Below are 23,452 nucleotides of genomic sequence, written 5' to 3' on the forward strand. Positions count from 1 at the left end.
TCCAAGTAGTTAGAAATAATAGTATAATCCATGATAGTCTCCTTTAACGATAATGACGCTATTATAGACTGATTTTGGTGCTTTGTATAGTGATAATAAATAGTTATCGGTAGGAGAAAGTTATGAATACATTACATAAATTTGAACAATTATATAATGAAGCAGTATTTAAATACCAGCATCAACTTCCTCTGTGTGCTGCTGAGAATGTTGTATCACCTTTTTCTAAAATTATGCTTTCTTCACCACTACAAGAAAAATATCTTTTAGGAGCAAGTTCGAACTATTACGAAAATAATTTTTTAGGAAGCGATAAACTTTTTGAATTTAATATCTTATTAAATCAACTATGCCTTGAATTATATGGTGCAAAATATGCTGATGCACGTACATTATCTGGGATTAACGCTGTTACCTCATTATTGATGTCATTGTTTGAAATAGGGGATACTGTGTACATTTCAAGTGATGAATATGGAGGACACACCTCAATAAAGAAAATATGTCGGCGATTAGGGATAAAGACAAAATATATTCCTTATGACTACAATAAGTTGGATATTGATTATGATCAATTAAACAAAGCGCTGACAAAAGAAAATGTAAAAGGAATTTTGATTTGTCTCTCTGACATACTCTTTCAACCTCAATTAGAAAAGATTGATTTACCTAAAGACTGTATACTATTGTATGACGCAACTCAAACCTTAGGTTTGATTGCTGGTAAAGAGAATAAAAATCCCTTTGAATATTTTAATAAAAGCGATGATAATTTCATTATGTTTGGTGCTGCTCATAAAACTCTTCCAGGGGTGACATGTGGTCTTATATTGACAAATAATCCATTGTTACTCCAAAAATATGAAGCAATCAATCCTGACTTCTTAAGAAACACCCATTTTCATCACATTCTCAGTCTGATAACAACTTTGATTGAATTTGAAAAATTTGGCAACGCCTATTCTCAAAATATTCGGCAAATGGTCAAAGATCTTTCTAAAAAGTTAATAAGGAACGGATTTATTTTAGTAGGTGATGAACGGTATTCTGAAACTCACCAGATTTGGCTCTCTTTTCCTAATCAAATTAAATTAGATGCCTTTTTTGAAGCATGTTGCCGCTATGGTATATCTGTAACAAAGCGAGAAAAGAAAATCTATAATGATTTTGGGATTAGGATTGGTTTACAAGAAATCGCACGCTATAATTGGGAAATCGATGTTATTGATACTATAGCCACGATACTGACGAAAATAAAAAATAACATGCCTAGCGATGAAATCACTAAGCATGTTGATAACTTTTTAAAAGCAAAACGAACTCTGAACTATACTTTTTCAGAAGCACAAGTTAACCAATTTAAACAAAGTTTACATGACAGTTAAAGGTATAAAACAAGACTGTTTTTTCGATAATTTTTGAGCAATATTAGAAGTATCATAATACTCTAACAACCTAGCATGCTTAGAGAGTTTATCGAGCATATCATAGTCATGTGTTAGGTAATAATAAGCTAATTGGAATTGCACTTTATTCAGTAAAGGCTCTCTTTGAATAGCTCGATGAATAAAATTCAAATCTTCTTGTGTAACTCTAGCATGTTGCTCCTGCAATAATATCCTTCCAATCATGGCGTTGTGATATAAATTAGTATCTCCAACATTTTTTGAAAATGCAATAGCTTTATCATAGAAATCATAACTCGCTTTATAATTCTTTTTAGAAGATTGGAAATAGAATTTCTCACGATATAATTCCCCAGCTTCAAAATAATAATCATATAAAATTCTTAATTTACTATTTTCTAAACTCTTAATATTTTTTATTAAGAGTTTTTCTGCTTTTTCTAAGTCATTGCAACATTTACGATAAAAAATAATATAATGACGCTGAGCGAACAATACTATCTCGTTACCTGGCTGTAAACTATCTATTTTATTTTCCAACTCTGCAAATTTTTCTTTCAGGTGTTTTTTTCCTTGAAACATATCAATTGAAAAGGCTGAGTATAGCGAACGAATTCGATAATAAATTTCTTGACTATTGTTGGAAAGTTTACGAAAGTTCTTAGATATTTGGCTTAAATCCTCACCAATGTGCCTCTTACAATGCAAGATTAAATAATTACAACGTTCTTGTTGTTCAGAGGATAAGGTACTGGTTGCCAATAATAATTCTAAATTTTCAATAGCATCTTGGAATAAATTCGTTAAATGTAAGAGATCACAGAAATTTATCTTATAAGATATCGCTTCGGTTCGGACATTTCTATAGATTAGGTTGCTATCAAACACGTCGCAATCATTTATTTTATCAATAATATCTTTCGCGTAGTTGTAATCTCCTATTTTTAATAGAGAAGAAATAAAACAGTCAAAAAAAACATCAATGACTTTCTCAAAATCAAAAAAAACTTGAGGTCCATTTTGTAAAATTATCTCACCCAAATATAGTAGATATTGATATTTTTCATCATTGTACAATTGTTTTAATATTTGGCTAAAAGTTGAGTAATCATTTTTTATTGCGATAGGCAGTCGTAGTGATAATTCTAAAAAATTTTCCTGACTATGTATTTTATAATACTCTAGTAATTTTACGTACACGTATTCATTCTTTAAATGCGAGAGATACTGTTCAGCAATGAGTGAATTTAATTCAATATTCTTTGTGATTTCTTCAAATTGAATCAACCCTTTTGATGACAAAGACATTATTAGACCAATATCAAAAGTGGAGAATAGTTCTTCGGTAAAGTCATGATATAGAATTTTATTCAAAGCGATTGACTGCAAGAGGTCTTTCTCCTCAGTAGTGCAAATGGCTAATTGAGATGTTATAACCTCCACGAGTTCATAGTTAAGTGGGCGGCGATTCGTTTTGAAAAGATAGTCTACATAGACAGGAATACCTTGAGTCAAGGTAAACACTCTTGAAAGATTGTCTTCATCAATATCTAATCTACGTAGCTTTGCTAGTTCAGCAACTTGTTTCGCATCAAAATTCTTTATTTCTATTTGAGAAGATTCCTTAGGGTTAATATAATTTAGTCCCATAATAATCTTATATTGAACGTGATAATTATCAAGGAAAAAATTGATTATATTGGCGTATTGTGTCGGAGCAATATTATCTAGGATAATCAGACATTTTTTACGACCAAGGAGACTATCAAGCCAATTATAAAAATCAAGTGGACTTACTATCTTTATTTCAGTAATTTTCTCTAATTCATCAATTAAATTTTTCTTTTCTAAATCGATATACAACGAAAATTTAAGGGATTTTTCTTTTTTATCAAGGACTCTATCATGTAACTTTTTAAGTATAATTGTCTTACCACGCCCTAGAGCACCATATACAATAGTTAGGTCCTGTTCTTTGATGAGTCCCTGAAGAATTTCTTGGATCTCCAATTCCCGTTTTAAATAAGCACGATCTTGTAAGTATTGCTTTTTCTGAAAAATTTTCCGGCGTTTTTTATATTTTTGTAAACACCCTTGTGGAATCTTGGATATGAACAGAACAACCGATAATATTAATGGAGTGAAAATTTGATAAAAATTAGGATATTTTTCTAACAACTCCTCTAAATATTTAATCAATTTGCTTTCTCCTATCGATAACTATTTATTATCACTAGTATACCATAATTTGTAGTTATTCATATTTTTTGTGTGATAAAAGTTTGTGTCAAGTTTCTCTCGGAAAGTTTTCAAAGTCCTATATCCATTTCTTGAGTTGACCAATCGGAGTGCTGGTAGCACCGTTCAAAGCAATGCTTGCTTGAGGCACCCCATGAGGCTCGTGCGGTAGTTTTTTTAGTACTTGGCATCATGACAGCACAGAAGAATGGAACTTTTGAGGCTTTATATCGTAGTTCTAGCCCACATCAAGTCTTTAGTGATAAGGTTGCAATCAGTATGCGCCAACTAGATGACTCACGCCTCGTTTTTTCCAGTTTCGACCTTGTTTCTTGATGCGGTAACTGTAAAACCGATGCCCACTTTCACAGGTTCCTACACCATCACTAACGCCCAAATCCCGTAGTTTTAGGGGCTTGATGGCTTCCCAATGGCTCATCAAATAAGACTTGACTGCCAATAGCTTTTCAAGTTGTTTCTCATCTTCCAAAACGGATTCTGCCGTGTCTAAAATCAAGACCAGTTGCTCACAGTCATGGGCTTTTACACACTTCCGCACCGCTTGTAACAAGCTTTTATCAAAGCCTAATTTTCCAGTAATATACTTCATAACGTGGTAGGAATCAAGGCAATAGTTAAAGCTCTTGTGTCGTCCAAGCATGTCTTCGAACTTGTGAGCTTCGTAGCCAGAACCGCCGTGTGCCGAACGGCACGCACGGTGGTGTGAGAGGGGCTAAAAGTCACATAATATCTGTTGTTTTGAGCAAATCAAACGACTAGGATTGCCATCGTGGGCTTAGTGCGCCCAAAAATAGGAAAATAAGCAAAAAGTAAGTTTCGAAAGCGAAGCTTACTGGAAATAATGCTTACAAATAGGGCTTACTTAACAACTACTTGAAGTTTTTAGAGGTGCCCCAAAAAACAAGCGTCAAACTTATCTGATTTTTTTTGATAAGTTTATTTTTGGCTTAAATGGTAGATAATTCTTCTAGTTGAGGCAATAAAACGCATAATAGCAAGCGTTTGAGCTGATTTTTATGTTATTCTGTCAATTTCGTCGTAAACCTAAAACAACGCTGGCAAACGATAAAGGGAGCGGGAGAGTGATAAAATTCGCAAATACCACCAACTTTTTTCATCGGGGGTAGGTTTGTTCGGAGTTCGACAACGCCACCCTCTTCCGTGCACAATTTTCCCTTTTTGAAATTTTTGAAGGTGTCAAATTTCTGTAAATATATGTGCAAACCCCTAAAAAACAAAAATAAAAAAACATATTTTTATGGTCTGAATTTTATAAACTTATCTTGCCTGTCGAATAAAAATTTACTACCCTTTTTGTGAATTTTACTACCCAAAGACCGTTTTAGAACGGTGTAGAGCGGTATTGCAAAAAGGCTAGAATGTTGATTTTACGGTTTTTTTCAAACTAGAACTTGATAAAACAACAATAACAGAATATACTAGATAGGTATAAAATTTAGAAAGGTTCTGTTTAGGGTCATTCCCAAACAGTAGTCAGATATTCTGACTAGAGGTATTAGTTTCATGTCTCAAACCCACATTAACGTTATTGGAGCTGGCTTGGCTGGCTCAGAAGCTGCTTATCAGATTGCCAAGCGTGGCATTCCTGTCAAACTCTACGAGATGCGTGGTGTCAAACCAACGCCCCAGCACAAGACCGACAAGTTTGCGGAGTTGGTTTGTTCCAACTCTTTCCGTGGTGATAGTTTGACCAACGCTGTCGGCCTTCTCAAGGAAGAAATGCGTCGTTTAGATTCCATTATCATGCGTGCCGGAGAGGCCCACCGTGTGCCTGCTGGGGGTGCCATGGCCATGGACCGTGAGAATTTCTCACAAGCAGTCACAGATGAGATTCACAACCACCCACTGATTGAGGTCATTCGTGGCGAGATTACAGAGATTCCTGACGATGCTATTACAGTTATCGCGACAGGACCATTGACATCTGATGCCTTGGCGGAGAAGATTCACGCGCTTAATGGTGGTGACGGTTTTTACTTCTACGATGCGGCAGCACCGATTGTCGACAGCTCGACCATTAACATGGACTTGGTTTATCTTAAGTCCCGTTACGACAAGGGAGAGGCTGCCTATCTCAATGCACCCATGAACAAGGAACAGTTTACCGCTTTCTATGAGGCCTTGATTTCAGCCGAGGAAGCACCGCTCAATTCCTTTGAAAAAGAAAAATACTTTGAAGGCTGTATGCCGATTGAAGTCATGGCTAAACGTGGTATCAAAACCATGTTATATGGTCCGATGAAGCCAGTTGGTCTGGAATATCCAGAAGATTACAAGGGGCCACGTGATGGCGAATACAAGACACCTTACGCAGTTGTCCAGCTCCGTCAGGATAACGCAGCAGGTAGCCTTTACAATATTGTTGGCTTCCAGACTCACCTTAAGTGGGGCGAGCAGAAGCGGGTCTTCCAGATGATTCCAGGGCTTGAAAATGCGGAGTTTGTCCGCTACGGCGTTATGCACCGCAATTCCTACATGGATTCGCCAAACTTATTGGAACAGACCTTTGCGACCAAGAAAAATCCAAATCTTTTCTTTGCAGGTCAAATGACAGGAGTAGAAGGCTATGTTGAGTCTGCCGCCTCTGGTTTAGTGGCCGGTATCAACGCTGTTCGCCGTTTCCGTGGCGAAGAGCCTGTCATCTTCCCGCAAACAACAGCCATCGGAGCTCTGCCATTCTACATCACCCACACCGAAAGCAAGCATTTCCAGCCTATGAATGTCAACTTTGGTATCATCAAGGAGCTGGACGGTCCGCGTATCCGTGACAAGAAGGAGCGTTATGAGGCAATAGCAGAGCGTTCCCTCAAGGATTTGGAAGAGTTTTTGGTTTACTAAGATATTTAGACTATCGTCAGACACCTTCGGGTGTCTTTTTCTTATGTTAAAATCAAAAAATACTCAAACAAAAAACTAGTTTGTTCGGAAAGTCCGAAAAATGACCTGAAATAACTAAATTTTCTGAATATTTCAGAAAATATATGGTATAATACTAAAAACACTGTTTAGAAAGAGATGTATATGAACAAGTCCTATTTTTATTTGGATATGAAAACCCATGAATTAGATGTTCCATTCACTGGTCGGAAACGCCGTGTCCGTGTTTTATTGCCGAAAGGATATGCTGAAAATACAGAAGAGACCTATCCCGTTGTCTATTTCCACGATGGGCAGAATGTACTCTACAGTAAGGAAGCTTTTTCAGGTCATTCATGGAAGGTCATTCCAACTGTTAAGCGAAATCCAGATATTGCAAAGATGATTATTGTAGCTATTGACAATGATGGTGCTGAACGGATGCATGAATATGCTGCTTGGAAGTTTAGTGAAATGGGGATTCCAGGCATTCAGTTTGGTGGCAAGGGAACCTTATATGCCGAATTTGTCATGGATGTGGTGAAGCCCTTTATCGATCAAGAATACCGTACTAAGTCTGATAAGTCCCACACAGCTATGATTGGTTCATCTTTAGGTGGTAATATCACACAATTTATGGGATTGGCTTATCAAGACCAGATTGGCTGTCTGGGTGTCTTTTCATCAGCCAATTGGCTTCATCAAGAAGCATTTGACCGCTATATTGAACGTCAAAACTTAGACAAGGACCAACGGGTCTACATCTATGTTGGAACTGAAGAAGCGGATGATACAGATAAAACGCTCATGGCAGGTAATATCAAACAGGCCTATATCAACTCTTCACTGACTTACTATCGCCAATTGATTGCTGGTGGAGTAGGATTGGACAATATCGCCTTGGAAGTCGTTTCAGGTGCGGTTCATAATGAAGAGGCTTGGGCGATTTATTTGCCAGCTTGCCTACGATTCCTAAGCGAACATTGGTCATAAAACAAAAATATTTAAATAGGAGGCTTTACTATGCACGTTGAATTTTTAAGTCATTGGTCTGGAAATCTTGGCCGAGAAATGAATCTAAATCGTTATGGTCACGCTGGGATTCCTGTTGTTGTCTTTGCCTCATCAGGTGGTTCGTACAATGAATATGCTGATTTTGGTATGATTGAAGCCTGCCGTGGATCTATCGAGGCAGGTCATGTTCAATTTTTCACCTTAACGAGTTACGATAGTGAAAGCTGGTTGGCAGACTGGAAATCCATTCATGATAAGGCTGAGGCTCACCGCGCTTATGAGCGCTATGTGATTGAAGAAGCGATTCCATTTATCAAACATAAAACTGGTTGGTTCGATGGCATGATGACGACTGGTTGCTCAATGGGGGCCTACCATGCCTTAAACTTCTTCCTCCAACATCCGGATGTTTTCACAAAAGTCATCGCCCTTTCAGGTGTCTATGATGCTCGTTTCTTCAACAACAATCAAGACTATGGCAATGACGATGCTGTTTATCAAAACTCACCATCTGACTACATCTGGAACCAAAACGACGGCTGGTTTATTGACAAATATCGTCAAGCTGACATTATCGTCTGCACAGGTTTGGGCGATTGGGAACAGGATGGATTGGATTCATTCTTCAACCTTAAACGTGCATTTGAAGAAAAAAATATCCCAGCATGGTTTGATACATGGGGAACAGATGTGGCCCACGACTGGGTGTGGTGGAGAAAGCAAATGCCATTCTTCCTTCATTCTATCGGACTTTAAGCTAGAAAGGACTACCTATGAATTATCTCGTTATTTCACCTTTTTATCCAGAAAATTTTCAACCATTCACCATTGAATTGGCTAAAAAAGAAGGCGTTACGGTTCTAGGTATCGGACAAGAACCGTACGATCAATTGCCTGAAGAACTTCGTAATGCTCTTACAGAATATTTCCGTGTCAATGATTTGGAAAATATTGACGAGGTCAAGCGTGCAGCTGCTTTCTTAATTTACAAGCACGGCCCTATTGACCGTGTAGAATCCCACAATGAGCATTGGCTTGAAAATGATGCGGCTCTCCGTGAACAATTTAATATTTTTGGAGCAAAGCCAAGTCATCTTAAAAAGACAAAATTCAAGTCTGAAATGAAGAAATATTTCTCCAAAGCAGGGGTTCCTGTGGTTCCAGGTATGGTTGTCAAATCGGAGAAAGACATTGAAAAGGCCGTGAAAACAATTGGTTTCCCAATGATTGCCAAGCCTGACAACGGCGTTGGTGCATCCGGTACCTTTAAACTCACAAAGAAAGCTGACCTAGAAGCCTTTAAAGAAGCCTGGGATGGTCAAACAGCTTATTTCTTTGAGAAATTTGTCAATTCTAGCATTATCACAACCTATGATGGATTGGTTGATAGCCAGGGTAACGTGGTCTTTGAAACAGGCCTAACCTATGTTCATACTCCGCTGGAGCTAATGTTATCTAGAAAAGATAATGCTTACTACATCGAGAAAGAACTAGATCCAAAATTAGTAAAATATGGTCGCGCGATTATCAAAGCCTTCGGTATGAAAGAGCGTTTCTTCCACATTGAATTTTTCAAAGATGGTAAGGATTATATTGCGATTGAGTACAATAACCGTATGGCAGGTGGCTTCACTGTAGAAGCCTACAACTACGCGCATTCTATCGACCTTTTCCGTGATTATGCCAATGTAGTGACAGGTGGAACAGTTGAGGAACGTCGATTTGAGCCTCAATACTGCTTGGTAGCAACTCGCCGAGATACGACCGAATATGTTCATTCAGCAGATGACATTCATCAGAAATTTGCTGGCAAGATTAAGACCGTCAAACGCATGCCAGATGCCTTTGCAGAGCTACAAGGGAATGATGCCTATCTCCTTGTGACGGAAAGCAAGGAAGAATTAGACGATATGATTGCCTTTATCGGGGAGACAAAATAGACTAGATTGAAAGATGCCAGAAATGGTGTCTTTTTTTCTTTCCTTACAATCTTGTAAGTTTCTTAGTCAGAACTGTAAGAGAATACAGGTGCACTATTTTCTATAATAGACTCATAAGAAACAGAAAGAAGGAAATCATATGTCATTCAAATTTTTACAAGCAAAGAGAATCGAAGAAAAGGTATTCTCAGAAAAAGAAAAGGCTGAACTCATGGAACAAGCAGAATTTTTAGAGGAATTATCCCATAATTTGCAAAGTATGCGATTTATGGCATACTAGAGGGAGGAAACTATGAAAAAGAAAGTATTTGGCTTGCTGGCTTTGGGCAGTATAATGCTAACCGCTTGTTCTTCCTCTTCAGCAGGTCTTAGCTTTGATGAGGGTTATCAAACTTTCCATTACAAGGGAAAAGACTATGCCGTTAGCAAAGTAGCAGTTGCCGAAGATAATATTCGAGGAACAGAAGCCAAGTTTATGGAATGGCCTGTTGTCAAAGAAGAGGGTTCAGTGAAAAAAACAGTGTCCTTGAATAATCTCTATATAACCTCCAGCAAGGAATGGGCCATCGGTGTCCAGGATGGTTATTATAAGATAGATTTAGAGGATAATATTGCTGAATCAGACCGTATCAACTATCAAGAAGTTCTTGACCAAGTTGATTTAGACAATGAATAAGAAATTAGGTATCATTATTATGCTATTAGAAATCAATCATTTAGAAAAAGTTTACAAAGATATTACTACCGTAGATATTGAAAAGATTACTGTACGAGAAGGAGAAATCTACGGCTTTCTTGGACCAAATGGTGCAGGTAAGACAACTACGATGAAAATGATTTTGTCTTTAGTTTCTCCTACTTCAGGAAAAATCTTGGTTAATGGACAAGATATCGAAAAAGACAAAACCTACCTCAGCCAAATTGGTTCTATGATTGAAGAACCTTCCTACTATCCTAATTTGACAGGTTATGAGAACCTTTTAGTATTTCAGAAAATGGTAGGATTTGATAAGGATGATATTTGGCCAACATTAGAACTCGTTGGATTAGCTGATGAAAAAAATCGAAAAAAATTAGTTAAGGCTTATTCTCTTGGCATGAAACAACGTCTAGCTTTAGCGTTTGCGCTAGTAAAAAAGCCTAAAATCTTATTATTAGACGAGCCTACTAATGGTCTTGATCCAGCAGGTATCCATGAAATTCGTGAATTGATTGTCAAGTTAGCCAAAGAAAAGGGGCTGACAGTCTTTATTTCCAGTCATATTCTTCCAGAAATTGAACACATTGCAGATCGAGTAGGTATTATCAATCATGGTCGTCTAGTTTATGAGGGAGAGATTGAAGCTATAAAATCTAACACCTGGATTGAAATTGGCGGTGATTTTTCACAAACTAACATTGTTCAGACCTTAGTTGAACTTGGAACAGTAGAGGTTTTAGGTGCATCTACTAGTCATGTTAGGCTAAGTAATATGGAAAACAGCAAGTTGGCAGATCTTGTTAGCTATCTAACAGGAAATGGCTATCGTATTTTCCGAGTGGTCAGAGAAAGCGAAACACTAGAGGACATTTTCTTGCAACTAACAAAGGAGGTGTAAGATGAAAGGTATCTACATTGAATGGTTAAAGAGTAGACGGACGAAATCTATTTCAATTGTCACTGTTTTGATGTTGGTTGCAACACTTTGGAATATTGCAACCTTTATGTCTGCTCTGTCTTCACATCCAGAGTTAAGAATGACCGGAACCCTGTTTAGTAATCAAAATGTCAATCTACTTATGCTTCCAATTGCAGTTTGTGTGTTTGCTAGTCGAATTGTAGGGAATGAACGTGAAGGGCAAACCTTTAAACTTCAGATAGCTAACGGTCAAAGCCTAACAGCTATTTTTCGTGATAAATTTTTATTTATGATATTTTCCTTTAGTATTATGTCTGCTATCGAAATCTTAATAATATATCTTTTCGGAACACAGGCAGGAATTTCTATTTCTTTACAGATTATTAGTATTCAGTTTATTGGGCAGATACTTGCAATATTTTCATTGATTTGTCTTTATCTGACCTTGGCCATGATTCTTGAAAAGCAAGGGATTCTGCTAGCTCTGGGGCTTTTAGGTGGTTTTCTAGGAATTATCTTAAACCCAAAAAGTTACAGCTTTACTAGTTTACTTAATCCAATCACGGGTTCAGGAAGTCTTGCACCATATAAATATCAATTCCTTGGTGATGGAGCATTCACTTATAGTTTAGATAATCAGTTACTTGGAAAATTCGTATATTATGTCATTTACTGCTTAGTACTTTACCTTTTATCAAGTTTAATCTTAAGAAAGAGAGGGAATTAAGATGAATGATTATTTCTTTGCTGAGTGGAAAAAAGCGAGAAAGATTCAACTATTTGTCATTGGAATTTCTTTTCTAAGTTTTTCTAGTTTTATTGGGTTGGGTGTCTATTTTGCGAATCGTGAGGTTTTAGTTGAAGGGACTCAATCTTTGGTTCTCTGGGGTCAACTGACCTTTTATAACAGTACCTTGCTTTATCCTCCTATGTTAGCCATTATTGCAGGTCTATTACTTGTTCCTGAATTTGAACGAAAAACTCTTGACATGTTAAAGGCTAATCAAGTTTCTATGAGGAAATTATATTTAGGAAAATTAATGAGCAGTTTTCTTCTTATTCTTCCAATTCAACTCTTATTGCTGCTGATTTTTATTGTTGTAGCAAAAATTGGTGGTATTTCATTTGATCTTAGTTTAACCACACATGTTAAATGGATTGCTTTATCGCTTTTGTCTTCCTTTCCAATTATTACACTCCAATCCTATATCACTGTAAAAACTCGAAATTTCAGTAAGGGAGTCGGTGTTGCTACCATTGGTAGTATGCTTAATTTTGTATTAATTTTTATCAATGAAAGTTTTACGAAATTTTTCCCTTACTCTCAACCGATGATTGGATTACGGAGTAGGGCATTGCAAGATATGACATTTTTAGAATTTATCTTATTTATTACAGTGAATATTGTGTTTAGTTTTATTTTTTATCAGTTAACTATCAAGAATTTGGAAAATAGTAAATAAAAACCTTTTACAATTTCATGTATTTCTTTTATAAAGCTGATAATTAGAAACTCAATTTCATGGGATTTAGTACCAAAGAAAATTAGCTATACTAAATCAAGTTAATTTTGCCAAAGAAAACAATTAGGAGTTTATATGTTATTAGAAATCAATCATTTAGAAAAAGTTTATCGCACACGTTTTTCAAAGGAGGAAACGCGTGCCTTGCAAGATGTGGATTTTAAGGTAGAAGAGGGCGAGTTTATCGCCATCATGGGTGAAAGTGGTTCAGGTAAGACGACTTTGCTCAACATTCTAGCAACCTTGGACAAACCAACGAGGGGCTCTGTTATCTTAAACAATCAAGACATCACCAAAATCAAGGAAAGCAAGCTGGCGGATTTTCGTTTGCGTAACCTAGGTTTTGTTTTCCAAGATTTTAATCTCTTGGATACCCTGTCCATCCAAGACAATATCTTTTTACCTCTGGTATTGGCACGCGCTAGCCATCAAGAAATGGAGAAAGGCTTGAAAGTTCTGGCGCCAAAACTGCGGATTCAAGATTTGTTGAAAAAACGTCCTTTTGAGCTATCTGGTGGACAGAAGCAGCGCGTGGCTATTGCGCGTAGTTTGATTACCCAGCCGCAGATTGTCCTAGCGGATGAACCGACGGCTGCCCTTGACTATCGCAATTCAGAAGACTTGCTGAACTTGTTTGAGGAGATCAATCTGGACGGTCAGACCATTCTTATGGTGACCCACTCGGCCAACGCAGCCAGCCATGCCAAACGGGTACTCTTTATCAAAGATGGTCGCATTTTCCATCAATTGTACAAGGCAGGCAAGAGCAATCAAGACTTTGCCAAGGAGATTTCGCTCAACATGTCTGCACTTTTAGGAGGTGAGTAGATGTTTTACCTCAAACTTGCTGGACAAAATATCCGAAAATCCATGGGTGTTTTTGCTCCCTTCGTTTTAGCCAGTCTGGTGCTATTCACTTTGATTTGTTCTATGTTTTTGCTCATGCTCAGTCCAGTTATGAAGACCATGGGCTCAGGTGCCATTTCTATAGGTCTTGGTGTTGTTGTTCTGACCATTTTCTCGGTCATTATGGAGATTTATAGTTTTAATTTCCTGATGAAACAACGGGCAAGGGAATTTGGTCTCTATAACATGCTGGGGATGAACAAGAAAAAAGTAGCCTTGATAGCCAGTCTCGAATTGATGATGATTTTCTTGCTAGTTGTGGTTCTTGGTTCTGTTTTAGCTGGTGTATTTGCAAATGTTCTCTACTTGATTTTTGTCAATATAACACATTATAGTGATTTGCATTTTGGAATAGCCCCTTTGGCCTTTGTCCTCACCGCCTTTCTCTTTGCTGGTATCTTCTTTCTCTTGGAATTGCTGGCTATTCGGACCATTGGCAAGACCAGTCCGCTGATTTTGTTCCGAGCTAGTGAGAAAGGAGAGAGGGAGCCAAAAGGCAATGTCCTTCTGGCTGCCCTTGGTGTAGTGGGACTGGGTGTTGGATACTACCTATCGCTTTCATCTAAAGCAGTAGGTCTAGATGTTATCTATCGGTTCTTTATTGCTGTGCTCTTTGTCATTGCGGGGACCTATCTGTTCTACATCAGTTTTATGACTTGGTATTTGAAGGCTCGTCGGAAAAACAAGCGGTATTTCTATACGCCAGAGCATTTCATTACGACTTCGCAGATGATTTTCCGGATGAAGCAGCACGCAACGGGTTTGGCCAATATTACACTGCTTGCAGTCATGGCCTTTGTGACCATTGCGACAACGACTTCCCTTTATACAGGTATGGCAAATATGACCAGTGGACTTTATCCAAAGGAAACATCCATTACCTATCCTGTTTCGGATAGAAGTCAAGGTGAAGCTGCCTATCAGCAATCGGTGCTCAGCCATTTTCCAGAAAAAGCAAATGACAGTCTATCCTATCTGACCTACCAAGCTGGTCTGGTCTATGATGGTGGCGAAGAGATTGTCATTAGCCCGGAAACCATTTCCAATCCAGATTTTAGCAAAATGGCCTTTACCTACTTCATCACCCAAGATGATTTCAGGAAATTGGGTAATGACCTGCCAGAGCTTGCTGCCAATCAAGTGGTCTTTATGCGTCCGAGCGAAAAGCCATCGCTGAAGAAGCTTGTTTTGGGCGAGCAAACCTTTGAGAATGTAGCCAATCTTGACCAGGCTATTTTCCCAGACATCATCAATACGCTAAATGCCGCCGTTATGGTAGTCAGTGATGACACTGTGTTGGATGCTGTTCGTAAGTATTATGAGTCCAATAATCCGCAAGGCTATCAAGTCAGCCTGGACTACCGTGTCTTTACCGATTTGACAGTTGAAGAGGTACTCTCTCTTGGAGAGCAATCTGGTGAAATATATGAAATTCTCGATGAAAATGGAGAATATCTTGGAAATGTTATGCAACGTACGGATTTCAACAATTTACTGATGGGCTTTACAGGCGGTTTCCTCTTCACTGGTTTCTTGCTGGGAATTAGTTTCCTACTGGGTGCAGCCTTGATTATCTACTATAAACAGTACTCGGAAGGGCATGAAGACAAGAAATCCTACAAGATTCTACAAGAAGTGGGCATGAGTGCAGCAGCGGTCAAAAAGACCATTAACTCCCAAACACTTACGGTCTTCTTTATGCCTTTGGTCATGGCGACCCTACACTTTGTCATAGCCCTAGTCATGCTCAAGCAAATGCTACTGAGTTTTGGTGTTACCTCATCACTAATGATTTATACCGTCAGCGGAATTACTTTGCTTGCAGTTGCCTTGATTTACTTTGTCATTTACAAGTGGACCAGTCGCACCTATTACCGCATTATTGAACGGTAGCAGAAGTCTCGCCTTGTGCGAGATTTCTTGCTTTTTTTAGGAAATGGTGTTACAATGGTAATACCAAAGGAACACTAGAAGAGGTGAGAAAATGGCAGCTATTACATTGAAAGTTTCTGAGCAGGACAAACTCTTTATGCAGGCTATGGCAAAGTTTGAAGGTGTGAGTTTGTCAGAACTCATTCGGACCAAAACACTTGAAGCCCTTGAAGACGAGTACGATGCGCGTGTGGCAGATATTGCTTGGGCAGAATACCAAGCTGACTTGGCGAATGGAATTGAGCCGATAACATTAGAACAAATGGCTGAGGAGTTGGGCATTGAGTTATAAGGTTATTTTGTCCGCTAAGGCTCAAAAGCAAATTCGAAAGTTGGATAAAACTGCCGCGAGTTTGATTTTGCGGTATCTTTATAAGCATATTGACGGGTGTGTCAACCCCAGACAATACGGAAAAGCCTTGACTGCCAATCGTTCTGGTCAATGGCGGTACCGTATCGGTAATTACAGGGTCATCGTCAGCATTGAGAATGATAAATTGATCGTAACAGCCCTTGAAGTCGGGCATCGGAAAGAAATATATAAATAGAAAGCCAAGACCTGTGTCCTGGCTTTTACAGAATGAAGAAGATGAAAAAAGAAAAGATTTATATTGTTGAAGATGATGAGATGATTGTCCAGCTCTTGAAGCAACACCTGGGCAAATCTTATCAAGTGGAAAGTGTGCAGAATTTCCGAGCTGTCAGTCAGGAAGTGGCGGAAATTAAACCAGACTTGGTGTTGATGGACATCAGCCTGCCCTATTACAACGGTTTTTACTGGACGACAGAAATCCGTAAAACCATGACCATGCCGATTATTTTTATTTCCTCTAGCGATGATGAGATGAATGCGGTCATGGCCATGAACATGGGCGGGGATGATTTTGTGTCCAAGCCTTTTTCACTAGGGATTTTGGATGCCAAAATCGGAGCCTTCCTGCGTCGGGTTAATCAATTCAGCAAATCAACCGATTTGTCTATCGACCAATTCCAGCTTAGTTTAGACGGGCGATTTTCAAACGAATCGGAACAGGTTCAATTGTCTCCTACGGAAACCAAGATTTTGTCCGCCTTACTAGAAAGACAAGGGGAGATTGTCAGCAAGGATGAACTCTTGGAAAAACTCTGGGAAAATGAAGAATTTATTGACCAGAATACGCTCAATGTCAACATGACTAGGCTGCGTAAGAAGGTGAGCGAGGTCGGTTTTGAACGTATTCATACCGTTCGTGGCGTGGGGTACTTGGTCAAATGATAGCAAAATTTATCCGTGAATACCGGAGTTTTTACTTCTCCTACATTGTTCTGGCTACTAGTTTTATCTTGCTCTTCTTTCTCTATCAACTGCCCACCGAATTCCTGCAAAACGCTCTGCTATTGTCCCTAACCCTTATCATCCTACTGACAGTAGGCCTGTTCTGGAAGTTTCGCAACCGCATGAGGGCCTTGGAAGACTATGTCCATGAAGAAGCTCTGCCCCTGCTTAATAAGCCTGTAGACTTGGCCTATCTCAACTTGATTGAAGCGGAGAAGGAGGCGACGCGGGAGCAGCTTTTGGTCTATAAGTCACGAGAAGAAGACCTGCAAGCTATGGTCAAAATGTGGTCCCACCAGATGAAAGTGCCTCTGGCTGCCCTGTCTTTGATGAGCCAGACTGACAATCTCAACCAGCAGGATGTCGATCATCAGCTCTTGCGCTTGGATAATTACATGGCCAATCTCCTCAACTACCTCAAGTTGACCAACCATGCCAGTGATTTTCGATTTGAGCAGGTGGAAGTAAGAGAAGTGGTGGTCGATTTGGTCAAAAAATACCGCAATCAGTTCTTACAAAAAGACATTTCAGTGACCATTGATGGAAATTGGCTACTGAAAACCGACAGAAAGTGGCTTAGTTTTGCCCTATCACAGATAATCGACAACGCCCTCAAGTACAATAAGACTGGTGGTAAGGTAGCCATTGAACTGAATAATGGAATTTCCATTTCCGATACGGGAATTGGGATTCTGGCAGAAGACATTCCACGCCTGTTTGACGAAGGTTTTACAGGTTTTAATGGCCGTGAACACCAAAAAGCGACAGGATTTGGCTTGTATCTGACCAAGCGGGTCTTGAATCAGTTGGAACTAGCTATTTCCGTGGAAAGTCAACTGGAAATTGGGACAACTGTAAGCATCACTAAAGTACAGTAGAAGCTGTACTTTTTTCTTTTGAAAGCGTTTTGATTTTGTGATATACTGAACCTACTAGATAAATTAGGAGGTTACTATGTCCCATCATCACGTCTTGCAAAATGGATCAGATATTCGTGGAATTGCTATCGCTACAGACGAATATGCTGTCAATCTCACACCACAGGCCATCAAGGAAGTGGTTCGCGGACTAATTCATTGGCTGACCCAGAAGCCTGAACTTGCTCAAGCCTATCAAGTAGGACAACTCAAGATTGGTATCGGCCGAGATAGCCGCCTCAGTGGTCCAGACTTGGTCGCCGCCTTCACAGAAGAAGCAGTGCGTTTGGGCATTCAGTTGATTGACTTCGGCATGGCCACCACGCCAGCCCTCTTCATGAGCACCCAGTACCCGCAGTTCAAGTGCCACGCCGGTGTCATGATCACTGCCAGCCACCTGCCTTATTACTTTAACGGCATTAAGATTTTTTCGGAAAATGGCGGAGCAGAACATGAAGATATCGACTTCATCCTCTCACATGGTGAAGACTTACCAGTTTCTTCCCTTGGAAGTGTGACCAAAGCAGACTTGATTACGCCATATGCCCGAGACTTGGTTGGTAAAATTCGTACCGCCTGTGGTGGACAAGAAAAACCACTGACTGGTCTTAATATCATCGTCGATGCTGGAAACGGAGCAGGCGGATTTTTTGCTGAGAAAGTGTTGGCAGAGCTAGGAGCAGATACCACAGGCTCACAATTCCTAGACCCAGACGGCACCTTCCCAAACCATGTTCCAAACCCAGATAACAAGGAAGCTATGGAAAGCATTCGCCAGGCTGTCTTGAAGCAAGGTGCAGATCTTGGTATTATCTTTGATACCGACGTTGACCGTGCCGCCCTGGTTACCAAGTCAGGTCAAATTCTCAATCGTAACAACCTGATTGCCGTTCTCAGCCAGATTGTCCTAGCTGAACATCCAGGAACCAGCGTTGTGACCAATTCCCCAACGACTGAACACCTTAAGGTCTTTATAGAAAGCCTGGGAGGCAAACAAATTCGCTATATTTCAGGCTACCGTAATGTCATAAACCGTGCTATTTTAGCCAATCAAGAGGGAGTTGATTGCCAGTTGGCTATCGAAACCTCTGGACACGCTGCCTTTAAGGAAAATTACTTCCTTGATGACGGAACCTATGTGGCGGCTAAGATTCTCATGCTCTTACCAAAACTGCAAGCGGAAGGTAAGTCCTTGGACGACTTGATTTCCCAGCTCAAGCAACCCTTGGAAACCCAAGAAGTGCGGTTCAAACTAGAAGCGGCAGATTATCGAGCACTTGGTGAACAGGTGATTGCTGACCTCCGCCAAACCAGCCTCGAAGGCTTTGCTTTTAACCCAGAAAACGAAGAAGGAGTGCGGTTTGACCTGACCGAGCCTTATGGTGACGGCTGGTTCTTGCTCCGTATGAGCCTCCACGAGCCACTCTTGGTCTTGCAGGTGGAGAATGACCAGACTGGCTATATTCCTGCCGTTTTACGAACACTCTCAGCCTTTTTGGACCAGTACCCAGCTGTCAATCAGGAAAAGTTGAAAGAATTGCTATAATTGAAAACACGAGTAAGCTCAAACTTACTCGTGTTGTTTTACATAATTTATATTACGTAAAATCATAATTTATCCAGAGCATTTTTTTGCTCATCATTGACGATATGGGTATAGAGGTCAGTGACCTGGGTATTGGCGTGACCAAGCTGGTGACTGACCAGAACTTGCGACTTGGTGGCGTCGTAGAGGCGAGTTGCCAAGGTATGACGGAGTTTGTGGGGGGTTACGCGTATCTTGAAGTCCGCAGAATACTTAGCCACCATTTTCTCAATGGAAGAAGCGTCGATGCGGTTAGGCAGACCACGGTACTCAGACAGGAAAAAGGCCGTGTCCGTTTTCTCAGCCTTGTAGCGTTGCTGGCGAATGCCCATGTAGGCTTCTAGGTAAGGCTTAGCAAATCCTGCCACATTGACCGAGTCCCGCTTGCCACCTTTACGCGTTACCTCAATAATCATCATCTTGAGGTTGACATCACGGAGGTCCAGATTGACCGCCTCAGACAGACGAACACCAGATGCCAATAGAAGTGCCAAAATCGCCAAGTCTCGTTCCTTGTTTTTTTGGAAGGAGGAGAGGGCACGTTTGGAGAGATTGACCTGGTATTCCTTGTCCACATAGTCCAAAAACTCCATCGTTTCATCGCCCAAAAAGAGCTTCTGCTTGATATTCTCCGCCCGAGCTGCCAAGGTTTCCTTCTTCTTCTTGGTGGACACCTTCTTCATGACATTGCGGTAGAAGTAGGGCTCGCCCTGCTCATTTTCCACTTCTTCGGTTAAATACTTGAAGAGACTAGAAAGTGCCGACAGAGTGCGGTTAATAGTGGTCTGCGACACACCATTCTGCGTGGTATTGGCGTTCAGCAGGGGACGCTCCCGCAGATAAAGAATGAAAGCTTCCATATCTTTTTTGGTCAAATGTTCCAGAATATCCAACGGAATGTCAGCAATCCGTTCCACAGATACCAAATCTGAATCCTGCAACCATTCAAAAAAACGACGATATTCTTTCAAGTATTCATATAAGGTGGTAAAACTGTAAGGCACAGACAATTTTGACTGATAATATTCCAGAACATACCAAGGCATAATTTCCTTCAGCTGATCAATTTTTTCCAATAATAACTCACGTCTCATCATTTTCTCCTGATTTTTCTATATGAGTAGTATAGCATAACCACATATAAGTTTCAAGAAAATTATAGTTTTTCGGAAAGATGTAGGTGGGTATTTCAAATAAAATCAAATATAATATAATACAAACAAATACGAAAGGATGTTTTATGCTAGATTTTGTTCCTGTCAGTCCTGACAATTGGCGAGTTCCGTTATCTGTTTCTCCTGACCAAGCGGAGTTTGTCGCCGATAAGGTAACGACCTTGGCACGTGCCTTTGCTTATCGAATATTTGATAGTCAGGCTTATTTGATTTATCAGCAAGATTGTCCTGTTGGCTTGATTTTATATCATGATTTTCCTGAACGACAAGCCTATCTCATCTCTGAATTCTTCATTGATGCCAACTTCCAGCAACAAGGTTTGGGTCGTCAGGCTATGACACAGTTAATGGAAAAATTCCGCTCAGAAAGAAAATTTTCAGCTGTTCAGCTCTGCATTTTATCCCAAAACACCCCAGCCAAAGCCTTGTACCAATCGCTTGGCTTTGTTGAAACGGGCGAATATGATGAAGATGAAATTATATTGCGATTAGAATTCTGAAAATAATTTACACAATATAAATTATGTAAACATAATTAACTTTTTTGACTGAGCTGCAGGATTAAATCCATAGCTGTTTTTCGATTGCGGAAATAAAGTTTTATTCCACTCGATTTTAAGCGTTTGGTAAAGGCGCTTTGGCTCAGTTTCATTTTCTCAGCAATTGGTTTTTGTTTAAATTCTTCTTGATAAATTTTATTGCTGATTAAGAATTCAAATAAATCCGTCTGCGAACTATTCCAGGTAGCTTTGATAAAATCACTTGAAGTAAGCAAAGGATTGATAACACGATCGATTTGCTTGTATTCAGAGGAAAAAGCAACTAAGCTACTACCATAATCATCCTTATCTTTAATGAACTTTAGAGCCTTCTGCGCTTCCCAATAAGCTGGACCATCTGCTCCAATACTTATCTTGGGATCGATAGCTGTCAGAATCTCACCCATACCAATTCCAAATCTAATCTCCACCTCATCACGAAAGGCTAGTTGGATTTGGTCAATTATTAAAAAAATATAAGGGTTAGGCTTGCATAAGGCTTGAAATTCATCTCCTTTTGTAATGGTAAATGGCGATGCGAAGTCCTGAGCGAAGGAATGATTGACTCTATTTAGCTGCTGTTTTAGCCTTTCTTGAATACTAGAGCGGTTGGAAGTTTGTTTTGAATTGACAATATCTCCTATTATTGCGATATAATTCATAACTTATCCTCTCGTTTCTATTGTATTTCCATTATAACGGACATTATAAACATTTTCCATTAAAAAGGACATTTTCGAATATTTCCATTATAATGGAAAATGTTGGAGTTCAAAAATCATTTTTCCTGCTTTGCTACTTCTATTTTATATTGCTGTATCTTACTTCTTCCTTCTTCGAATAAAAAGTAAAAAAGAAGAGATTATTTTCTCTTCTTTTTGGCTTTCTTGATTTTATTGGCTTGGCGTTTCATGGCTTGTTTCATAGCAAACTCGCCGATTCTACCTTTCAAACCGCCTCCAAACATTTGGGACATGTCTGGCATACCAGCTCCTCCCATCAGTTGGCTCATATCAGGCATTCCTGCACCGCCCAACATATCTTCAAGAGCAGACATATCCATACCGTTCATGTTTGGCATGTTTTTAGGGAGATTATTTGGGTTGATTCCCATTTGTTTCATCATTTTGTTCATGTCGCCTGACATGACACCCTGCATCATGGTTTTCGCTTGGTTGAAATCCTTGATAAATTTATTGACTTCGACAAAGCTATTTCCAGAACCGTTAGCAATACGACGACGACGGCTCGGTGTCAACAAATCAGGATTTTCTCGTTCGGCTGGTGTCATAGAAGATACGATAGCTCGTTTTCTTGCAATTTCACGCTCGTCAACCTTTAAGTTGGCAAGGGCTGGGTTACCAGCCATACCTGGAATCATCTTCAGCAGGTCTTCCATTGGTCCCATATTTTGAACTTGGTCTAGCTGATCAATGAAATCGTTGAAATCAAAGGTATTCTCACGCATTTTTTCAGCGAGTTCTAGTGATTTCTTCTCATCATATTCTTTGCTGGCTTTTTCAATCAAGGTCAGCATGTCACCCATGCCCAAAATACGCGAGGACATACGGTCTGGGTGGAAGGTTTCAATATCTGTGATTTTTTCACCAGTACCGGTGAATTTGATTGGCTGACCAGTAATGTGACGGACAGACAAGGCTGCACCACCACGTGTATCGCCGTCAATCTTGGTCAAAATCACACCAGTAATAGCCAGCTGATCATTGAACTCACGCGCAACGTTGGCAGCTTCCTGACCAATCATAGCATCAACGACCAAGAGGATTTCGTTTGGCTGAGCAAACTCTTTGATTTCTCTCAATTCGGCCATGAGGGCTTGGTCAATCTGCAAACGACCTGCTGTATCGATCAAGACATAGTCATTGTGATTGGCTTTGGCTTGTTCTAAACCTTGGCGTACAATCTCCAGAGCAGGGACTTGATTGCCCAACTCGAATACAGGTACATCAATTTGTTGACCAAGGGTTTTCAACTGGTCAATGGCAGCTGGACGGTAAATATCGGCAGCAATCAAGAGTGGACGAGCATTCTCTTCCTGCTTGAGTTTATTAGCCAACTTACCTGTGAAGGTCGTTTTACCAGCCCCCTGCAATCCAGCCATCATAATGATAGTTGGAATTTTTGGTGATTTGATAATTTCTGAAGTTTCAGAACCTAATACAGCCGTCAATTCTTCATCAACGATTTTGATGATTTGTTGAGCAGGGTTCAGAGTGTCAATGACTTCATGACCGATAGCACGTTCACGTACTTTTTTGATGAAATCTTTTACAACTGGAAGAGCAACGTCGGCTTCTAGTAAGGCTAGACGGATTTCCTTGGTTGCCTCCTGGATATCACTCTCAGAAATTTTCCCCTTACGACGTAGGTTTTTAAAAACATTCTGTAAACGTTCTGTTAAGCTTTCAAAAGCCATATACTTCT

Annotated in this window: 23 protein-coding genes; 18 read left to right on the plus strand and 5 right to left on the minus strand. The window is 39.7% G+C overall.

Annotated elements, in window-relative coordinates; all coding sequences use genetic code 11:
- The first annotated feature begins 122 nt into the window (after window positions 1-122).
- Complete coding sequence (locus P7J49_RS06115; RefSeq protein ID WP_408569993.1) at window positions 123-1,385, plus strand: aminotransferase class I/II-fold pyridoxal phosphate-dependent enzyme; 1,263 nt, start codon at window positions 123-125, stop codon at window positions 1,383-1,385.
- Here the strand turns inward: P7J49_RS06115 and P7J49_RS06120 are convergent.
- Window positions 1,371-3,605, minus strand: coding sequence for a hypothetical protein (locus P7J49_RS06120; RefSeq protein WP_408569995.1), 2,235 nt, complete (start codon window positions 3,603-3,605; stop codon window positions 1,371-1,373). The two genes, P7J49_RS06115 and P7J49_RS06120, sit on opposite strands and share 15 nt — an antisense overlap.
- Window positions 3,606-3,918: 313 nt before the next feature.
- Window positions 3,919-4,305, minus strand: coding sequence for a UPF0236 family transposase-like protein (locus tag P7J49_RS06125; RefSeq protein ID WP_408569997.1), 387 nt, complete (start codon window positions 4,303-4,305; stop codon window positions 3,919-3,921).
- Window positions 4,306-5,189: 884 nt separating this feature from the next.
- Between P7J49_RS06125 and trmFO the strand changes: the two genes are divergently transcribed.
- The 16 genes from trmFO (at window position 5,190) to P7J49_RS06205 (ending at window position 19,254) form a co-directional block, all read left to right on the plus strand.
- Entirely contained in the window at window positions 5,190-6,524 is a 1,335-nt protein-coding gene (trmFO, locus tag P7J49_RS06130) for a methylenetetrahydrofolate--tRNA-(uracil(54)-C(5))-methyltransferase (FADH(2)-oxidizing) TrmFO (protein ID WP_408569999.1), read from the plus strand.
- Window positions 6,525-6,707: 183 nt separating this feature from the next.
- Window positions 6,708-7,535: an alpha/beta hydrolase gene (locus P7J49_RS06135; protein WP_408570001.1), complete on the plus strand. Its 828-nt coding sequence runs from the start codon at window positions 6,708-6,710 to the stop codon at window positions 7,533-7,535.
- Between the two features lie 30 nt (window positions 7,536-7,565).
- The gene (locus P7J49_RS06140) at window positions 7,566-8,312 is read left to right on the plus strand and encodes an esterase family protein (RefSeq protein ID WP_029187266.1); all 747 of its coding nucleotides are present in this window, start codon (window positions 7,566-7,568) and stop codon (window positions 8,310-8,312) included.
- Between the two features lie 17 nt (window positions 8,313-8,329).
- Window positions 8,330-9,496: an acetyl-CoA carboxylase biotin carboxylase subunit family protein gene (locus P7J49_RS06145; RefSeq protein ID WP_408570002.1), complete on the plus strand. Its 1,167-nt coding sequence runs from the start codon at window positions 8,330-8,332 to the stop codon at window positions 9,494-9,496.
- A gap of 139 nt (window positions 9,497-9,635) precedes the next feature.
- Window positions 9,636-9,776: a hypothetical protein gene (locus P7J49_RS06150; protein WP_222289737.1), complete on the plus strand. Its 141-nt coding sequence runs from the start codon at window positions 9,636-9,638 to the stop codon at window positions 9,774-9,776.
- A 12-nt stretch (window positions 9,777-9,788) separates the two neighbouring features.
- Window positions 9,789-10,172 carry a NisI/SpaI family lantibiotic immunity lipoprotein gene (locus P7J49_RS06155; RefSeq protein ID WP_408570004.1) on the plus strand — a complete coding sequence of 128 codons (384 nt, stop codon included), beginning with the start codon at window positions 9,789-9,791 and terminating at the stop codon, window positions 10,170-10,172.
- Between the two features lie 19 nt (window positions 10,173-10,191).
- Window positions 10,192-11,094 (plus strand): ABC transporter ATP-binding protein, encoded by a 903-nt coding sequence (locus P7J49_RS06160; RefSeq protein ID WP_408570074.1) that lies wholly within the window; start codon window positions 10,192-10,194, stop codon window positions 11,092-11,094.
- A 1-nt stretch (window position 11,095) separates the two neighbouring features.
- Window positions 11,096-11,842: an ABC transporter permease gene (locus tag P7J49_RS06165; RefSeq protein ID WP_099777994.1), complete on the plus strand. Its 747-nt coding sequence runs from the start codon at window positions 11,096-11,098 to the stop codon at window positions 11,840-11,842.
- 1 nt (window position 11,843) lies between these two features.
- Entirely contained in the window at window positions 11,844-12,578 is a 735-nt protein-coding gene (locus P7J49_RS06170) for an ABC transporter permease (protein WP_408570006.1), read from the plus strand.
- A 135-nt stretch (window positions 12,579-12,713) separates the two neighbouring features.
- Complete coding sequence (locus tag P7J49_RS06175; RefSeq protein ID WP_032510491.1) at window positions 12,714-13,466, plus strand: ABC transporter ATP-binding protein; 753 nt, start codon at window positions 12,714-12,716, stop codon at window positions 13,464-13,466.
- Complete coding sequence (locus P7J49_RS06180; protein WP_408570008.1) at window positions 13,467-15,437, plus strand: FtsX-like permease family protein; 1,971 nt, start codon at window positions 13,467-13,469, stop codon at window positions 15,435-15,437. It begins immediately after the preceding gene.
- Between the two features lie 91 nt (window positions 15,438-15,528).
- Window positions 15,529-15,768: a type II toxin-antitoxin system RelB family antitoxin gene (gene relB / locus P7J49_RS06185; RefSeq protein WP_024376606.1), complete on the plus strand. Its 240-nt coding sequence runs from the start codon at window positions 15,529-15,531 to the stop codon at window positions 15,766-15,768.
- Complete coding sequence (locus P7J49_RS06190) at window positions 15,758-16,024, plus strand: type II toxin-antitoxin system RelE family toxin (protein WP_408570009.1); 267 nt, start codon at window positions 15,758-15,760, stop codon at window positions 16,022-16,024. The genes relB and P7J49_RS06190 overlap by 11 nt, the downstream gene beginning before the upstream one ends.
- A gap of 41 nt (window positions 16,025-16,065) precedes the next feature.
- Entirely contained in the window at window positions 16,066-16,731 is a 666-nt protein-coding gene (locus P7J49_RS06195; RefSeq protein WP_024380671.1) for a DNA-binding response regulator, read from the plus strand.
- Window positions 16,728-17,669, plus strand: a complete 942-nt coding sequence (locus P7J49_RS06200; protein WP_172046791.1) for an ATP-binding protein — start codon at window positions 16,728-16,730, stop codon at window positions 17,667-17,669. The genes P7J49_RS06195 and P7J49_RS06200 overlap by 4 nt, the downstream gene beginning before the upstream one ends.
- Before the next feature lie 76 nt (window positions 17,670-17,745).
- The gene (locus tag P7J49_RS06205) at window positions 17,746-19,254 is read left to right on the plus strand and encodes a phosphomannomutase/phosphoglucomutase (protein ID WP_408570011.1); all 1,509 of its coding nucleotides are present in this window, start codon (window positions 17,746-17,748) and stop codon (window positions 19,252-19,254) included.
- Between the two features lie 62 nt (window positions 19,255-19,316).
- Here P7J49_RS06205 and xerS read toward each other — a convergent pair whose 3' ends face one another.
- Entirely contained in the window at window positions 19,317-20,387 is a 1,071-nt protein-coding gene (gene xerS, locus P7J49_RS06210; protein WP_408570013.1) for a tyrosine recombinase XerS, read from the minus strand.
- A gap of 146 nt (window positions 20,388-20,533) precedes the next feature.
- Here xerS and P7J49_RS06215 point away from each other — a divergent pair, with 146 nt between their 5' ends.
- Window positions 20,534-20,968, plus strand: coding sequence for a GNAT family N-acetyltransferase (locus P7J49_RS06215; protein ID WP_172004933.1), 435 nt, complete (start codon window positions 20,534-20,536; stop codon window positions 20,966-20,968).
- A gap of 35 nt (window positions 20,969-21,003) precedes the next feature.
- Here P7J49_RS06215 and P7J49_RS06220 read toward each other — a convergent pair whose 3' ends face one another.
- Window positions 21,004-21,669 (minus strand): SatD family protein, encoded by a 666-nt coding sequence (locus P7J49_RS06220; protein ID WP_408570014.1) that lies wholly within the window; start codon window positions 21,667-21,669, stop codon window positions 21,004-21,006.
- A 200-nt stretch (window positions 21,670-21,869) separates the two neighbouring features.
- Window positions 21,870-23,444 carry a signal recognition particle protein gene (ffh, locus tag P7J49_RS06225; protein ID WP_222311124.1) on the minus strand — a complete coding sequence of 525 codons (1,575 nt, stop codon included), beginning with the start codon at window positions 23,442-23,444 and terminating at the stop codon, window positions 21,870-21,872.
- Window positions 23,445-23,452: the final 8 nt, after the last annotated feature.

It is taken from the genome of Streptococcus suis (genome assembly GCF_046032515.1).
Lineage (GTDB): Bacteria > Bacillota > Bacilli > Lactobacillales > Streptococcaceae > Streptococcus > Streptococcus suis_AL.

Excerpts from the sequence above, each read along its gene's own strand:
- P7J49_RS06145 (WP_408570002.1), top strand. The coding sequence starts at position 8,330 with ATGAATTATCTCGTTATTTCACCTTTTTATCCAGAAAATTTTCAACCA.
- P7J49_RS06115 (WP_408569993.1), top strand. The coding sequence starts at position 123 with ATGAATACATTACATAAATTTGAACAATTATATAATGAAGCAGTATTT.
- trmFO (WP_408569999.1), top strand. The coding sequence starts at position 5,190 with ATGTCTCAAACCCACATTAACGTTATTGGAGCTGGCTTGGCTGGCTCA.
- P7J49_RS06215 (WP_172004933.1), top strand. The coding sequence starts at position 20,534 with ATGCTAGATTTTGTTCCTGTCAGTCCTGACAATTGGCGAGTTCCGTTA.
- P7J49_RS06175 (WP_032510491.1), top strand. The coding sequence starts at position 12,714 with ATGTTATTAGAAATCAATCATTTAGAAAAAGTTTATCGCACACGTTTT.
- xerS (WP_408570013.1), bottom strand. The coding sequence starts at position 20,387 with ATGAGACGTGAGTTATTATTGGAAAAAATTGATCAGCTGAAGGAAATT.
- P7J49_RS06170 (WP_408570006.1), top strand. The coding sequence starts at position 11,844 with ATGAATGATTATTTCTTTGCTGAGTGGAAAAAAGCGAGAAAGATTCAA.
- P7J49_RS06155 (WP_408570004.1), top strand. The coding sequence starts at position 9,789 with ATGAAAAAGAAAGTATTTGGCTTGCTGGCTTTGGGCAGTATAATGCTA.
- P7J49_RS06160 (WP_408570074.1), top strand. The coding sequence starts at position 10,192 with ATGCTATTAGAAATCAATCATTTAGAAAAAGTTTACAAAGATATTACT.
- relB (WP_024376606.1), top strand. The coding sequence starts at position 15,529 with ATGGCAGCTATTACATTGAAAGTTTCTGAGCAGGACAAACTCTTTATG.
- P7J49_RS06180 (WP_408570008.1), top strand. The coding sequence starts at position 13,467 with ATGTTTTACCTCAAACTTGCTGGACAAAATATCCGAAAATCCATGGGT.
- P7J49_RS06205 (WP_408570011.1), top strand. The coding sequence starts at position 17,746 with ATGTCCCATCATCACGTCTTGCAAAATGGATCAGATATTCGTGGAATT.
- P7J49_RS06200 (WP_172046791.1), top strand. The coding sequence starts at position 16,728 with ATGATAGCAAAATTTATCCGTGAATACCGGAGTTTTTACTTCTCCTAC.
- P7J49_RS06165 (WP_099777994.1), top strand. The coding sequence starts at position 11,096 with ATGAAAGGTATCTACATTGAATGGTTAAAGAGTAGACGGACGAAATCT.
- P7J49_RS06150 (WP_222289737.1), top strand. The coding sequence starts at position 9,636 with ATGTCATTCAAATTTTTACAAGCAAAGAGAATCGAAGAAAAGGTATTC.
- P7J49_RS06135 (WP_408570001.1), top strand. The coding sequence starts at position 6,708 with ATGAACAAGTCCTATTTTTATTTGGATATGAAAACCCATGAATTAGAT.
- P7J49_RS06195 (WP_024380671.1), top strand. The coding sequence starts at position 16,066 with ATGAAAAAAGAAAAGATTTATATTGTTGAAGATGATGAGATGATTGTC.
- ffh (WP_222311124.1), bottom strand. The coding sequence starts at position 23,444 with ATGGCTTTTGAAAGCTTAACAGAACGTTTACAGAATGTTTTTAAAAAC.
- P7J49_RS06125 (WP_408569997.1), bottom strand. The coding sequence starts at position 4,305 with ATGCTTGGACGACACAAGAGCTTTAACTATTGCCTTGATTCCTACCAC.
- P7J49_RS06140 (WP_029187266.1), top strand. The coding sequence starts at position 7,566 with ATGCACGTTGAATTTTTAAGTCATTGGTCTGGAAATCTTGGCCGAGAA.
- P7J49_RS06220 (WP_408570014.1), bottom strand. The coding sequence starts at position 21,669 with ATGAATTATATCGCAATAATAGGAGATATTGTCAATTCAAAACAAACT.